Source organism: Nitratireductor sp. J20-h4 (assembly GCF_056780505.1).
Window position 1 is genome coordinate 2,427,700 of the sequence record NZ_CM165557.1, and the last position, 13,449, is coordinate 2,441,148.

The following is a 13,449-nucleotide window of genomic DNA, read 5'->3' on the forward strand; positions in this document are numbered from 1 at the left end:
GTTTCGTCCCGTCGGCTTGCGAACGGACAATTCCGCAGCCGGCCGGAGCCGCCTACAGGGTCACCGCGCTGCGTGCGGCCTGGTCGTATTGTCCCGACAATGCCCGCATCAACGCGGCAATCCGGCCGACCTCCTCCTCGTCGGCATGCAGGGCCTTCACCCCCGACACCAGCAGCGCCTCGCGCACCTCGCGATAACGCCGGCAGGCCGCGGCGCCGGTTTCGGTGATTCGCACCGTCTTTTCCTTCGCCCGGCGTCCGGTTTCGACCAGCCCCATGCTCTCCAGCTTCTTGAGCGCGTAGGACACGACATGCGTGTCCTCGATGTTGAACATCATGCACAGCTCGGCCAGCGTCTTGTCGCGGCCGCGATGATGGACCGCATGCAGAATATGAACGTCGATCGGCGCCAGCCCGGTCACGCCGGCCGCCGCCATGCAGCGCACCATCCAGCGCTGGAACGCATTGCCAAGCACGGTCAACGCGAACTCCATTTCCGACAGTGCCGGCATGGCGCCGTCGGCCAGGTGCGAGGCCAGCACGACCGGGCCGATTGTTGGCTTGTGTTCGCTCATGACGCGCCCTTAGTTTCAATTTATCGATAAAACGTTGACGAAAACTGCTCGATTTGCTGTATACCGGCCCGGCAGCACACTGTCCATCAATGCGTGGAGACCGAGATGAGCGCGACCTGGGATTTCTGGATCGATCGCGGCGGCACGTTCACCGACATTATCGGCCGCGATCCCGAGGGACGCCTGCACGCGCGCAAGCTGCTGTCGGAGAATCCGGAGGCCTATGGCGACGCCGCCGTCCAGGGCATCCGCGACCTGCTCGGCGTCGCGGCGGGCGAGCCGGTGCCCTCGCAGCGCATCGGCGAGGTCAAGATGGGCACCACGGTCGCCACCAATGCGCTGCTTGAGCGCAAGGGCGATCGGGTCCTTTTGCTGATCACCAGGGGTTTCCGCGACGCGCTCAAGATCGCCTACCAGGCCAGGCCCGACATTTTTGCCAAGGAAATCCTCCTGCCCGAGCAGCTTTACGAGCGTGTCATCGAGGTCAAGGAGCGGGTGCGCGCCGACGGGCTGGTTGAAACCGTACCTGATTTCGACGCCGTCGAGGACGAAATCGCCCGGGCCCGCAGCGACGGCATCGACGCGGTCGCCATCGTCTTCATGCATTCGTGGAACGCCCCCGGCCACGAGATCATGGCGGCAAGCCTGTGCCACCGCATCGGCTTTTCGCAGATATCCGTCAGCCACCAGATTTCGCCGCTGATCAAGCTGGTCGGGCGCGGCGACACCACCGTGGTCGACGCCTATCTCTCCCCGATCCTGGCGCGCTATGTCCGCCAGGTCGCCGACGCGCTCAACATCGAGACCGACGGCGACGAAGCCGCGGCAAATCCGCGACTGATGTTCATGATGTCGTCGGGCGGTCTGACAGCGGCCGACCGCTTCCAGGGCAAGGACGCGATCCTGTCGGGACCGGCCGGCGGCGTGGTCGGCATGGTGGAGACCGCGCGCAGCGCCGGTTTCGAAAGGGCCATCGGCTTCGACATGGGCGGCACCTCGACCGACGTCACCCATTATGACGGCGACTATGAGCGCGTGTTCGATTCCGAGGTCGCCGGCGTGCGCATCCGCGCGCCGATGATGCGCATCCACACGGTGGCCGCCGGCGGCGGGTCCGTGCTGCATTTTCAGGACGGGCGGTTCCAGGTCGGGCCGGATTCGGCCGGCGCCAATCCGGGTCCCGCCTGTTACCGGCGCGGCGGCCCGCTCGCCGTCACCGACGCCAATGTCATGCTCGGCAAGCTGCAGCCCGGTTTCTTCCCGGCGATCTTCGGCCCCGGCCAGGACCAGACGCTCGACGCCGCGGCGGTGCGCGAGGCCTTCCAGGCCATGGCCGCCGAAATCGGCGACGGCCGCTCGCCCGAGGCGGTCGCCGAAGGCTTCATCACGATCGCGGTCGAGAACATGGCCAATGCGATCAAGAAGATCTCGGTCCAGCGCGGCCACGACGTTACCGGCTACCTGCTCAACTCCTTCGGCGGCGCCGGCGGCCAGCACGCCTGCCTGGTCGCCGACGCGCTCGGCATGGAATCGGTCCTGATCCACCCGTTCTCCGGCCTGCTGTCGGCCTACGGCATCGGGCTTGCCGCCGTTTTCGCCTCGCGCCAGCAGGCTTTGCTGAAACCGCTTGCCGAGGCCTCGCTGAACGATATCCGCCTTGCCGTGCGCGGCCTGAAGAAGGCGGTCTTTGCCGAATTGACCGATCAGGGCATCGCCGAGGACGAAATCGCCTGGCGCCCGGTTCTCCAGGTTCGCTACGACGGCACCGACACCGCCCTGCCGGTCGATTTCGAGAACTTCTCCGTCGCCGACGCCGTCGCCGGCTTCGAGGCCGCGCACAAGGCCCAGTTCGGCTTCGTCTACGACAACAAGCCGATGATCGTCGAGGCGATCAGCGTCGAGGGCATCGACATGCGCGACCAGGGCGCCGACGAGACCGAGGCCCGCCTCGTCGCCGGCGATGCCGGCGCCGGCGAGGCGACGCGGATCTTCAGCGAGGGCGAGTGGCGCGACGCCCGCGTCGTGCGGCGCGGCGATCTGGCGCCGGGGCACAAGCTCGCCGGGCCGGCGCTGATCATCGAGGACCACCAGACGATCGTCGTGGAAGCCGGCTGGCGCGCCGGGATCACCGCCCGCAACCACGTTCTCTTGAGCCGTGTCGAGCGCAAGGCGCGCCAGGCCGCGATCGGCACCGAGGCGGACCCGGTCATGCTGGAAGTGTTCAACAACCTGTTCATGTCGATCGCCGAGCAGATGGGCGTGACGCTGCAGAACACCGCCTACTCGGTCAACATCAAGGAACGGCTCGACTTCTCCTGCGCGGTGTTCGACCGCGACGGCGCGCTTGTGGCCAACGCGCCGCATATGCCGGTGCATCTGGGATCGATGGACCGCTCCGTCGAAACCATTATCCGCCTGAACCGGGGTGACATCGCGCCGGGCGACGTCTTCGCCCTGAACGCGCCCTATAATGGCGGCACCCATCTGCCCGACATCACCGTGGTCACCCCGGTTTTCGACGAAGCCGGCGAAAAAATCCTGTTCTGGGCCGCCTCGCGCGGCCACCATGCCGATGTCGGCGGCACCGCGCCGGGCTCGATGACCCCGCTCGCCACCACCGTCGACGAGGAAGGCGTGTTGTTCGACAATTTCCGTCTGGTGGAACGCGGGCGCTTCCGCGAGAAGGAACTGCACGAGCTTTTGACCGACCACGCCTGGCCGGCGCGCAACCCGCACCAGAACATCGCCGATCTCAAAGCCCAGATCGCCGCCAACGAAAAGGGCGTCGCCGAGCTCGGCAAGATGGTCTCCCAGTTCGGGCTCGACGTGGTCGAGGCCTATATGGGCCATGTCCAGGACAATGCCGCCGAAAGCGTGCGCCGCGTGCTCGACCGGCTGCCCGACGTGTCGGAATACGAATATCCCACCGACACCGGCCAGGTGATCCGGGTGAAAATCTCCGTCGACCGGCAAAAGCGCGAGGCGACCGTCGACTTCACCGGCACCTCGCCGGTGCAGAACAACAATTTCAACGCCCCCGAACCGGTGGCCCGCGCGGCCGTGCTTTATGCCTTCCGCGTCATGGTCGAGGATCAGATCCCGATGAATGCCGGCTGCCTGCGGCCGGTCAACATCATTATTCCGGACGGATGCATGCTGCGGCCGGCCTATCCGGCGGCCGTCGTCGCCGGCAATGTCGAGACCTCCCAACACGTCACCAACGCCCTGTTCGCCGCCATGGGCGCGCTCGCCAACGCCCAGGGCACGATGAACAACCTGACCTTCGGCAACGCCACCTACCAATATTACGAGACCATCTGTTCGGGCTCGCCGGCCGGGCGGATGAATGACGGCCGTGGCTTTGATGGCACGTCCGGCGTGCATACCCACATGACCAATTCGCGCCTGACCGACCCCGAAGTGCTGGAATTGCGGTTTCCCGTACTGCTGGAGGATTTCCACATCCGCACCGGCTCCGGCGGCACCGGAAAATGGAATGCCGGCGACGGCACCCGCCGCACCATCCGCTTCCTGGAGGAGATGGAATGCGCGATCCTGTCCTCGCACCGCCAAAGCCCGCCGCGCGGCGCGGACGGCGGCGGCGACGGCCAGGTCGGCAGGACCGAGGTGCGCCGCGCCGACGGCACGCTGGAGACGCTGAAAGCCTGCGACCAGACCGTCATCAAGGCCGGCGAGGCGGTGATCGTGACCACCCCGACGGCGGGCGGGTTCGGCCGCGGCTGAATCCCCACGCTCCTATTCCAGGTCGGTCTGGATCCAGCGCGGCGAGAGATGAATATCGAGCGTCTGCAGCCGTCCGGGCCCGAGATTGACGAAGCGGTGCGGCACGCCGGCCGGGCCGAGCACGGTGTCGCCGGCCCCGGCGTCGATCACCGCCTCGCCGACGAAAAACCGCGCCCGCCCCTGCTGGACGACGAAGACCTCGTCATAGGGATGGACGTGCAACACCGGACCGACGCCGGGTTCATCGTTGCCGTAGGTGAGCACGGTGACCTGCGCAGCCAGAGCCTCCCCCTCCACGGAGCCCCGATAGGGCCCTTGGCGCGTGCCGTCGAAAAGCCGGGCCTTCGCCGGCGGGCGACCGTCGGGGGTAACGGTCTTCGGATCGAAATCATGTCGGGACATTGTTGCGAACCTCCGCCGGCAGGATGATCGAGGCGCAAGGCGTTCGCAAGCCGCGCCCGTCTGGCGCGCCATGATCACGTCGTCTGCCTGTCGGGACAATATCCGTGACCGCGAATCGCTTCCATCGGAAGAAAATCCGTTTTAAACCAGAACCATGATCGTCTTTACGGATCTGGGCGGAACGCTTCTCGAGCCCGATACCTGCGACCATCATGCCGCCCTGCCGGCGCTCGCCGCCCTGGCCGCGCGCGCCGTTCCGGTGGTGGTGGCGACCGACAGGACGGCGGCGGAGATCGGACCGGTCCTGGCCGAGCTCAAGCTCGATACGCCGGCCATCGTCGAAAATGGCGGCGGCGTCTTCTGGCCGGCTGCCCCCGCCGGGCCTGCCGAGGCCGATGCCTGCTACGACGAGATTCGCGCCTGTCTCGACGCCCTGCCGGCAAGGCTGAAAGGCTGTTTCGCCGGGTTCGGCGACATGGATACCCGCCGCATCGCCGCCCTGACCGGGATGGGCCGCGCCCAGGCCGCCCGGGCGGCGCGCCGCGGTTTTTCCGAACCGGGCCTTTTTACCGGCTGCGAAACCCAGCTCGTCGCCTTGCGCCGGCATCTGGCCGGACACGGCCTGTGCGCGGAACGGAACGGCCGGTTCCTGACCGTCTCGCGCGGCGGCTCCAAGGCCGAACGCATGAACGCGGCGCGCGCGCTTGTGGAAAAGCGCGACGGCCGGCGCTATTGGCCGCTGGTCGCCCTGGGCGACGCCGACGAGGATCGAGAGATGCTGGAAGCCGCCGATTACGGCGTCGTCGTGGCCAATCCCGCCCACGCGCCGCTGGCCGAGCTCGACGGCGAGCGCGAGGGGCGTGTCATCCGCACCGAACTGCCCGGCCCGATGGGCTGGAACGCCGCGATGATCGAAATCCTCAGGCGGCTCGCGGGCTCCGCCGAATTCGACGACTGACCGCTCCACGCCCGACCGCCCGACCCGCAATCTGCGACTTCGCCTGTCACGCCGCTGTCATCGCGCTCGGCTACCCGCATGCCGACGTCCTTGCAAAGCGGGAGCCGCGCCATGACAGACCTTTCGGCCGAGATCGGCCTTTCCGCCTCGCGCCCGATCGGCGACGCCGTCTACCGGCATCGCGCGCTCAGCCGGGCCGGCATGTCGGAGCGGCTGTTCGCGCTGCTGTTTTCCGGCCTGGTCTACCCGCAGATCTGGGAAGACCCTGACGTCGACATCGATGCGATGGAACTGTGCAAACGCCACCGGGTGGTGACCATTGCGTCGGGCGGCTGCAACGTGCTCGCCTATCTGACGCGCCGGCCCGCCCATGTCGACGCCGTCGATCTCAACCGCGCCCATGTCGCGCTCAACCGGCTTAAGCTTACGGCCGCCGCCCACCTGCCCTCGCACGGCGATTTTTATCGTTTCTTCGGCGCCTCCGGCAATCGCCACAACCCGATCGCCTATGACCGTTTCATCGCCCCGCATCTCGACGCCGCCAGCCGCCGCTACTGGGAAGGGCGCGACTGGCGCGGCCGGCGCCGCGTCTCCGTCTTTGCCCGCGACTTCTACCGCACCGGCCTGCTCGGCCTGTTCATCGCCCTCGGCCACGGCGTCGCCCGGCTGCACGGCGTCGACCCGGCCGAGATCATGGCGGCGCGCACCACGCGTCAGCAGAAAGCCTTTTTCGACGACCGGCTGCGCCCCCTGTTCGACAAGCCGCTGGTCCGCTGGGCGACCTCGAAAAAGGCGTCGCTGTTCGGCCTCGGCATTCCGCCTGCGCAATATGACAGCCTGATCGGCGCCGGCAGCGGCACCATGGCCGAGGTGCTGGCGGCGCGGCTGGACAAGCTCGCCTGCCACTTTCCGCTCGCCGAGAACTATTTCGCCTGGCAGGCCTTTGCCCGTCGCTACGCACGTCCGGGCGAAGCCGTGCTGCCGACCTATCTCGACAAGGCGCATTTCGACACGATCCGCGCCCATGCCGGGCGCGTCGCCGTGCACCGGGTGAACTTCACCGAATTCCTGGCCGGCAAGCCGGCGGGCTCGCTCGACCGCTACGTGCTGCTCGACGCGCAGGACTGGATGAACGACCGGCAACTGAACGCCTTGTGGGCCGAAATCACCCGCACCGCCGCCCCCGGCGCGCGTGTCATTTTCCGCACCGCCGCGGCGCCGTCGATCCTGCCTGGCCGGGTCGCGGCCGAAACGCTCGGCCACTGGCGTTACGAACAGCAACGCTCGCTGGAACTTGGCGCGCGCGACCGCTCGGCCATCTATGGCGGCTTCCATCTCTACGTGCGCGCGGATCGATGACGGCCGGCGCACGTGGCGGCGATCACGCCGCGCTGATGGACGCCAATTACCGTTTCCAGCGGCATGTCTACGACCTGACCCGCAAATTTTATCTGCTCGGCCGCGACCGGCTGGTCGACGCGCTCGAGGTGCCCGACGGCGGCAGCGTTCTGGAGCTGGGCTGCGGCACCGGCCGCAACCTCGTCCGGGTCGCGAGCCGCTATCCGCATGCCCGCCTGTTCGGCCTCGACATTTCGCACGCAATGCTGGCGACCGCGCATCGGACCATCGCCCGCCGGGGCCTTGGCGGTCGCACCCGGCTCGCCCGCGCCGACGCCACGGGCTTCGACGCCGAAACCCTGTTCGGCCGCCAGAAATTCGACCGCGTCTTCGTCTCCTACGCGCTGTCGATGATCCCGGGCTGGGAGCGCACCGTCGCCGCCGGCCTCGCATGCCTGGCGCCGGGCGGATCGCTGCACATCGTCGATTTCGGCGGCCAGGAACGGCTGCCGCGCTGGTTCGGCTCGATGCTGCGCGCCTGGCTGGCGCGCTTCCACGTCGCGCCGCGCGACGGCCTGCGCGAAGTGCTGGAATCGGAATCTCAACGTTTTGGCGCAAGCCTCCGCTTCGATTCGCTTTTTCGCGGTTACGCCGTTCACGCGGTCGTCACCCGGCCATCCGGCGCCGCACGGCACAGCAACGCCACGGGCAACCAGCGCATCGAAACGGTCCCCTACCGGTTCTAGGCGTCGGTGTCGTCGGGATCGAGCAGCCGGGTGGCCCGCCACGCCGTCAGGGTCCGGTTGATCTCGTCGATGACGAAGAAGCGGGCCGAGTCGCGGTCGTAGCCTTCGGCCAGCAGCGTCTCGTAGGCGGAATGCTCATGGCGCACATGCGCGACGGCGGCAAGCCACACCGCAAGCGAGGCCGGCAGGCTCTTCAGATGCGGCGCCAGCGCTTCGGCACGGATTTTTTCGATGTCGGCATAGGGCGCGGCCGGCAGGAGTAGCGTCAGCGCCTTGGCGATGGCGCGCTGGCGGCCGGTGCGCGCGATCATGGCTTGTCGCTGTCGCGCCGGCTGCGCGCATCGGCAACGGCGTCGATGCTGGCGAAATAGGGTTTTAGGTCGATCACCGGCGTGCCGTCGAGCACGTCGATGGCGTCGATCTCGATCAGCCCCGCCGCCTGGTCGAGCGCCGTGATGCGCGCCACGTGCAGGCCGACGGGATTGGGCCGCGCCGGCGAGCGCAGCGAAAACACGCCGCGCGGCGCCTCGACATGGCGCGGCATCTGCCGGATCAGGTTGCGCGGCGCGCGGTCGAGCCAGGTCAAGATCGCGATATGGCTGAACTCCTCCAGGCCCGACAGGCCGGGCCGGTAGGGCGCGTCGATCTCGATCCGGGCGCCGCGGCCGGCCTCGCGCGCGCTCGCCATGTTGCGCGGGCATTCGCCGCGCTCCGTCCAGGGCGAGGCGATCCGGCCGATGAAGACCACGCCGGCGTCGGGCTTTAGATCCTTCGGGTCGAACTCAAGAGCGGTCTCGCCGTCGCGCTGCATGGTGTTCCTCGCCTTTTTTGCCGATCCGGCTGCCGGTTGCGCCGCAAAACGGATCCTGCGCCATTTTCTGGCCCATCTACGACACCAGCCTTGCGCCGATCCCGAAATCGATATAAAGATATGTTTATATCATTTGGAGGCTTGGATGCTGTCACGCAGCCAGATCGACCTCAATCTGCTGGTAGATACCTTGAAGGCGGCGGCCGAATCCAGCCGCATGCGGATTCTGTTTTTGCTGTCGCGCGGCGATCTGACCGTCTCGGACGTCACCGAGGTGCTCGGCCAGTCGCAGCCGCGCGTCTCCCGCCATCTCAAGCTTCTGCTCGATGAGGGGCTGATCGAGCGCTACCAGGAGGGCTCCTGGGCCTATTTCCGGCTCGCCGATAGCGGTTTCGAGCGCGAACTGGTCGCCAGCCTGATTGCGCGCATCGACGCCGCCCAACCTCCGGTCGACCGCGATCTGGAACGGCTGACCGACGTCAAGCGCAAGCGTGAGGAGAAGGCGGCCGCCTATTTCAGCGAGAACGCCGATGCCTGGGATCGCATCCGCTCGCTGCATGTGCCCGAAAAGGCGGTGGAAGACGCGATCCTGACGCTGATGGCCGAGCGGCCGTTCCGCACCATGCTCGATCTCGGCACCGGCACGGGGCGCATGCTGGAAATCCTGTCGCCGCTCTATCAGCGCGGCGTCGGGGTGGACATGTCGCGCGAGATGCTGACCGTGGCACGCTCCAATCTCGACAAGGCGGCGGTGGAAAACGCCCAGGTCCGGCAGGGCGACATTTTCGCGCCCCCGGTCGAGCGCGACGCCTTCGATCTGGTCACCATCCATCAGGTGCTGCACTATCTCGACCATCCCCAGACGGCGATCCGCGAAGCGGCGCGCCTGTTGCGTCCTTCGGGGCGCATGCTGATCGTGGACTTCGCGCCCCACGATCTTGAGTTTTTGCGCGCCGAGCACGCCCATGCGCGGCTCGGCTTTTCCGATCGCCAGATCACGGAATGGCTCGACGAGGCCGGCCTCGACCTGGAAAGGGCGTTGGATTTCGCCCCCACGGGCGTCGCCGGCGACAAGCTTACCGTGAAACTCTGGCTCGGCCGTGACCGCAGACTCCTCGTCGCGGCCGACAACACGACCGAGGGGCAACCAACGGAGATGACTTCGTGAACCAATTCCGACTTTCTCGGCGACCCGATATCGGCGATCAGATCGACGTGTCGTTCGAGTTTTTCCCGCCGAAAAACGATGCCATGGAAGCCCGACTTTGGCAGACGACCGAGCGGCTGCAACCGCTTTCGCCCTCATTCGTGTCGGTGACCTATGGCGCCGGCGGCTCCACGCGCGAACGCACCGCGCGCACCATCGAGCGCATCATCCGCGAAACCGCGCTGACGCCGGCCGCCCATCTGACCTGTGTCGACGCCACCCGCGAGGACGTCGACCAGGTGATCCGGCAGTTCCTCGACCTCGGCGTATCGCGTTTCGTCGCCCTGCGCGGCGATCCGGCCGAAGGCGTCGGCGCGCGCTATGCGCCGCATCCGGGCGGCTATGCCAACGCGGCCGAACTGGTCGAGGCGCTGGCCCGCTTTGGCGCCAAGGACATATCGGTCGCCGCCTATCCGGAAAAGCATCCCGAAAGCCCGGATTTCGCAACCGATATCGACATGCTCAAGCGCAAGGTCGACAACGGCGCCAAACGCGCCATCACCCAGTTCTTTTTCGACAACGACCTCTACGAGCGTTACGTCGAGCGCGCCCGCCGGGCCGGCATCTACGTGCCGATCGTTCCCGGCATCCTGCCGGTGCACAATTTTGGCCAGGTCGCCAATTTCGCCGGCCGCTGCGGCGCGCATGTGCCCGCATGGCTGGCCGAACGCTTCGAGGGTCTGGAAAAGGATCCGCAGACCCATGCGCTGGTTGCCGCCGCCGTCGCGGCCGAACAGGTGCTCGACCTGGTCGAGCGCGGCGTGTCGGATTTCCATTTCTACACGATGAACCGGGCCGATCTGGCCTTCGCCATCTGCCACATGATCGGCATCCGCGCCAACGACGCCGGCGAGGACGCAAAACCCGCGGCGGCGTGAACCCGGCCTATATGCCGACGGCCGATTGGCCAGCGATCCCCGGGGGGCACCGCCCCCGTCTGGCGATCGCCTTCGAAAAGAAAACGGCCGGGCGTGGGTCCCGGCCGTTTCGATTTTCGTGGCTGTCTTGCCGAGGCTTCCCCCCGCGAAAGCTTTAGGGAAGAGCCCCCAGAATGAGGGCGCCGATGAAGGCGAACGCAGCACACACCATCAAGGCGTTGATTGGCTTCGTCAGTCCCATCTCATAGCCTCCTCTTTAGACTATACCAAAAGTGTAGGTGAGTTTGGCCCACTGACAAGCGGATTTTGTGCTGCGCTGCGGCAAGCTTGTGCAGAACCGGCCTGCGACCAAAGTCTTAGTCGTTGTTTTTCCGGGCCGTCTGGCCTGTCAGGCTCCTGTGGATTTTTTTCCGGCCTGTCCGGGTGCGGATCGCGTTTCCGGCGCCGCGGCAGCACTGGTTCGCCCGCGCAGGACGCGCCCGTCGATGACCAGAAGCCCGCAGGCGATCAACCCCATGCCGGCCAGTTCGAACCATGCGAGCCGCTCGCCCAGAAACAGCGCCCCCAGCACGATGGCGCTGACCGGCACGATCAGGGTAACCAGCGAGGCGTTGGTGGCGCCGGCGGCCGCCACGATGCGAAAATAAAGAATGTAGGCAAAGGCGGTCGACAAAAGCGCAAGCCCGGCCACGGCCGCCCAGGTGCCGGCGCCCACCGTCGCCAGAGCGGTCGTTTCCTGGGTCAGCGCGACGACGGGCAGCATGATCAGCGTCGAAGCCGAAAGCTGTCCGGCCGCGATCAGGGCCGGCGCCAGTCCGGTGAGGCGGCGGGCCACGACGAAGGCGAACGCATAGGAAAACGCCATGCCGAGCAGCGCCATCTTGGCCCAGACGGGACCGCCGAGCCCGGCGGCAAGCCCCGGCCCAACCATCACCGCCGTGCCGGCAATGCCGAGCGCGATGCCGAAGACCTTGGCGGGACTAGCCTTTTCCTCGGCGATGAACAGGCTCGCCACGATGATGGTCCAGAAAGGCGTGGTGGCGTTGAGCACGGCGGCGGCGCCGGCGCCGAGTGCGGTCTGGCCGAAAAACATCAGCGAGAACGGGATCACGTTGTTGACCAGCGCCAGCAGCAGGAAGACCGGCCATTTTTTCAGCACCGGGGCAAACGCGACGCCGCGCGCGGCGATATAAAGCTGCAGCGCCGCCGCCGCGATCGCGACCCGCAACAGCACCAGCGTCAGCGGCGCGATTTCCAGCACGGCGATGCGGGCGAAAAAGAACGATCCGCCCCAGATCGTGCCGAGCACGATCAGTTGCGCCCATGCAGCCAAGGTCATCGGCGGCTGTGTTACCTGTCTGGCATCCGTCACGGCAATCCCTCACGCGTTGCGTCGAGGTAGCGTGGCCATTCTTACCCGGCCACCCGATTCGCGCCCAGCGCCACTTTTGGGCCGGCCGCCATGCCACAATGCGGCCACGGCTCGACGGCAACGGCGTGTCGCCGCGAAATCCGGTTTTCATGAAAATGCCGCATGGTCTAGCCTATGCCGGCATTCAGGAGCACCCATGCAACGATTCGACAATGCCCGCGACGCGGCCCTGACACTGAGGCCGGACGATCCGGTCTACTGCTTCCGCCCGGAGGTGCTGAAAGCGGATGCGCGCCGTTTCATGGCGCTGTTTCCGGGCAAGACGGCCTATGCGGTCAAGACCAACGGCGAGCCGATGGTGCTGAAGGCTCTGGCCGAAGCCGGCATCAAGGCCTTCGACGTGGCCTCCCCGGCCGAGTTCGAGGCGGTGCGCGCGGCCTCCCCACAGGCGGAAATGCTCTACATGCACCCCGTCAAGGCCCAGTCCGACATCCGCCTGGCGCTGGAGACCTACGGCATTCGCGTCATCGCCGTCGACCACGAGGACGAGATCACCAAGCTGTCGCGCGTCGTCCAGGCGCTCGATATCGATCCCGGCTCGATCACCGTGTTCGTGCGCATCCAGACCAAGGGAAGCGCCGCCTACGAATTGTCGAAGAAATTCGGCGCCGGGCCGGCCCACGCCGTCGAGCTTCTCAGGCGGCTCGACCGCAACGGCTACAAGGTCGGCATCTGCTTTCATGTCGGCAGCCAGATCGCCGATCCCGAAACCTACGAGCGGGCGCTGCGTTCGGCCGACTGGGTGCGCAACCGCGCCGCCGTGCCGCTTGCGGGCCTCGATGTCGGCGGCGGCTTTCCGGCCGAATACGGCCACGACCCCAACCGCAAGGCGCCCGACCTGCCATCGCTGGAGGACCTGATGGCCAGGTTGCGGGCCGACCTCGAGGAATGGGCGTTCATGGACATGCCGCTGGTGGCCGAACCCGGCCGGGTGATTTGCGCGCACGCTTTTTCGCTGATCGTCAGGGTGATGCTGCGCAAGGGCAGACGGCTTTACATCAATGACGGCATCTGGTCGTCGCTGTCGGACAGCTGGACCGGCAAGATCACCCTGCCGGCCCGCTTCATCCCCGACCCGGCGATCCGCAGCCGCAACGGCGACAAGAGCAAGATCGTGCCGTTCAAGGTGTGCGGGGCGACCTGCGATTCGGTCGACATCCTATCGCGGCCGTTCTGGCTGCCCGAAACGGTCGATACCGGCGACTGGATCGAAATCGGCCATATCGGCGCCTATTCGATGTCGCTCAGGACACGGTTCAACGGATTTTATCCCGACACGTTCGTGGAGGTCACGACGCCGTTCGAACAGGGCAGCGCTCCGGAAAGCTTCGCCAGCCTGGAGACGATGGCCTGAGGTCG

General features: G+C 66.8%; 12 protein-coding genes. 7 read left to right on the forward strand and 5 right to left on the reverse strand.

The features are described 5' to 3' along the window. Positions 1-52 precede the first annotated feature (52 nt). On the reverse strand, positions 53-574 hold the full coding sequence (locus tag ACT2B0_RS11825) for a winged helix DNA-binding protein (protein ID WP_473464975.1): 522 nt from the start codon (positions 572-574) through the stop codon (positions 53-55). 105 nt (positions 575-679) lie between these two features. Between ACT2B0_RS11825 and ACT2B0_RS11830 the strand changes: the two genes are divergently transcribed. Beyond that, positions 680-4,318 carry a hydantoinase B/oxoprolinase family protein gene (locus tag ACT2B0_RS11830; protein WP_473464978.1) on the forward strand — a complete coding sequence of 1,213 codons (3,639 nt, stop codon included), beginning with the start codon at positions 680-682 and terminating at the stop codon, positions 4,316-4,318. A 12-nt stretch (positions 4,319-4,330) separates the two neighbouring features. Here the strand turns inward: ACT2B0_RS11830 and ACT2B0_RS11835 are convergent, their stop codons facing one another. Continuing rightward, a complete protein-coding gene (locus ACT2B0_RS11835) occupies positions 4,331-4,720 on the reverse strand; it encodes a cupin domain-containing protein (RefSeq protein WP_473464980.1) in 390 nt (129 codons plus the stop codon). 154 nt (positions 4,721-4,874) lie between these two features. On the opposite strand from ACT2B0_RS11835, the gene ACT2B0_RS11840 reads away from it, so the two are divergent. From ACT2B0_RS11840 to ACT2B0_RS11850, 3 genes are all read left to right on the forward strand, one after another. Next, positions 4,875-5,678, forward strand: a complete 804-nt coding sequence (locus ACT2B0_RS11840; protein WP_473464983.1) for an HAD-IIB family hydrolase — start codon at positions 4,875-4,877, stop codon at positions 5,676-5,678. Positions 5,679-5,789: 111 nt separating this feature from the next. Next, on the forward strand, positions 5,790-7,037 hold the full coding sequence (locus ACT2B0_RS11845; RefSeq protein ID WP_473464985.1) for a BtaA family protein: 1,248 nt from the start codon (positions 5,790-5,792) through the stop codon (positions 7,035-7,037). Next, complete coding sequence (locus ACT2B0_RS11850) at positions 7,034-7,762, forward strand: class I SAM-dependent methyltransferase (RefSeq protein ID WP_473464988.1); 729 nt, start codon at positions 7,034-7,036, stop codon at positions 7,760-7,762. The genes ACT2B0_RS11845 and ACT2B0_RS11850 overlap by 4 nt, the downstream gene beginning before the upstream one ends. Here the strand turns inward: ACT2B0_RS11850 and ACT2B0_RS11855 are convergent. Then, positions 7,759-8,073: a DUF2293 domain-containing protein gene (locus tag ACT2B0_RS11855; protein ID WP_473464991.1), complete on the reverse strand. Its 315-nt coding sequence runs from the start codon at positions 8,071-8,073 to the stop codon at positions 7,759-7,761. The genes ACT2B0_RS11850 and ACT2B0_RS11855 overlap by 4 nt on opposite strands. After that, positions 8,070-8,573 (reverse strand): tRNA (N6-threonylcarbamoyladenosine(37)-N6)-methyltransferase TrmO, encoded by a 504-nt coding sequence (gene tsaA / locus ACT2B0_RS11860; RefSeq protein WP_473464994.1) that lies wholly within the window; start codon positions 8,571-8,573, stop codon positions 8,070-8,072. The genes ACT2B0_RS11855 and tsaA overlap by 4 nt, the downstream gene beginning before the upstream one ends. Positions 8,574-8,718: 145 nt before the next feature. On the opposite strand from tsaA, the gene ACT2B0_RS11865 reads away from it, so the two are divergent. Both ACT2B0_RS11865 and metF read left to right on the forward strand, forming a co-directional pair. Beyond that, entirely contained in the window at positions 8,719-9,741 is a 1,023-nt protein-coding gene (locus ACT2B0_RS11865; protein ID WP_481658393.1) for an ArsR/SmtB family transcription factor, read from the forward strand. Further along, a complete protein-coding gene (gene metF / locus ACT2B0_RS11870; protein WP_473464996.1) occupies positions 9,738-10,658 on the forward strand; it encodes a methylenetetrahydrofolate reductase [NAD(P)H] in 921 nt (306 codons plus the stop codon). The genes ACT2B0_RS11865 and metF overlap by 4 nt, the downstream gene beginning before the upstream one ends. Before the next feature lie 388 nt (positions 10,659-11,046). On the opposite strand, the gene ACT2B0_RS11875 is transcribed toward metF, so the two are convergent. Next, positions 11,047-11,997 (reverse strand): DMT family transporter, encoded by a 951-nt coding sequence (locus ACT2B0_RS11875; RefSeq protein ID WP_473464999.1) that lies wholly within the window; start codon positions 11,995-11,997, stop codon positions 11,047-11,049. 229 nt (positions 11,998-12,226) lie between these two features. Between ACT2B0_RS11875 and ACT2B0_RS11880 the strand changes: the two genes are divergently transcribed. Then, positions 12,227-13,444, forward strand: a complete 1,218-nt coding sequence (locus ACT2B0_RS11880) for an alanine racemase (protein ID WP_473465001.1) — start codon at positions 12,227-12,229, stop codon at positions 13,442-13,444. The last annotated feature ends 5 nt before the right edge of the window (positions 13,445-13,449 follow it).

Bases quoted from the DNA above. Each gene is read 5' to 3' on its own strand.
- ACT2B0_RS11825 (WP_473464975.1), bottom strand. From the start codon at position 574: ATGAGCGAACACAAGCCAACAATCGGCCCGGTCGTGCTGGCCTCGCAC.
- ACT2B0_RS11830 (WP_473464978.1), top strand. From the start codon at position 680: ATGAGCGCGACCTGGGATTTCTGGATCGATCGCGGCGGCACGTTCACC.
- ACT2B0_RS11835 (WP_473464980.1), bottom strand. From the start codon at position 4,720: ATGTCCCGACATGATTTCGATCCGAAGACCGTTACCCCCGACGGTCGC.
- ACT2B0_RS11840 (WP_473464983.1), top strand. From the start codon at position 4,875: ATGATCGTCTTTACGGATCTGGGCGGAACGCTTCTCGAGCCCGATACC.
- ACT2B0_RS11845 (WP_473464985.1), top strand. From the start codon at position 5,790: ATGACAGACCTTTCGGCCGAGATCGGCCTTTCCGCCTCGCGCCCGATC.
- ACT2B0_RS11850 (WP_473464988.1), top strand. From the start codon at position 7,034: ATGACGGCCGGCGCACGTGGCGGCGATCACGCCGCGCTGATGGACGCC.
- ACT2B0_RS11855 (WP_473464991.1), bottom strand. From the start codon at position 8,073: ATGATCGCGCGCACCGGCCGCCAGCGCGCCATCGCCAAGGCGCTGACG.
- tsaA (WP_473464994.1), bottom strand. From the start codon at position 8,573: ATGCAGCGCGACGGCGAGACCGCTCTTGAGTTCGACCCGAAGGATCTA.
- ACT2B0_RS11865 (WP_481658393.1), top strand. From the start codon at position 8,719: ATGCTGTCACGCAGCCAGATCGACCTCAATCTGCTGGTAGATACCTTG.
- ACT2B0_RS11875 (WP_473464999.1), bottom strand. From the start codon at position 11,997: ATGACCTTGGCTGCATGGGCGCAACTGATCGTGCTCGGCACGATCTGG.
- ACT2B0_RS11880 (WP_473465001.1), top strand. From the start codon at position 12,227: ATGCAACGATTCGACAATGCCCGCGACGCGGCCCTGACACTGAGGCCG.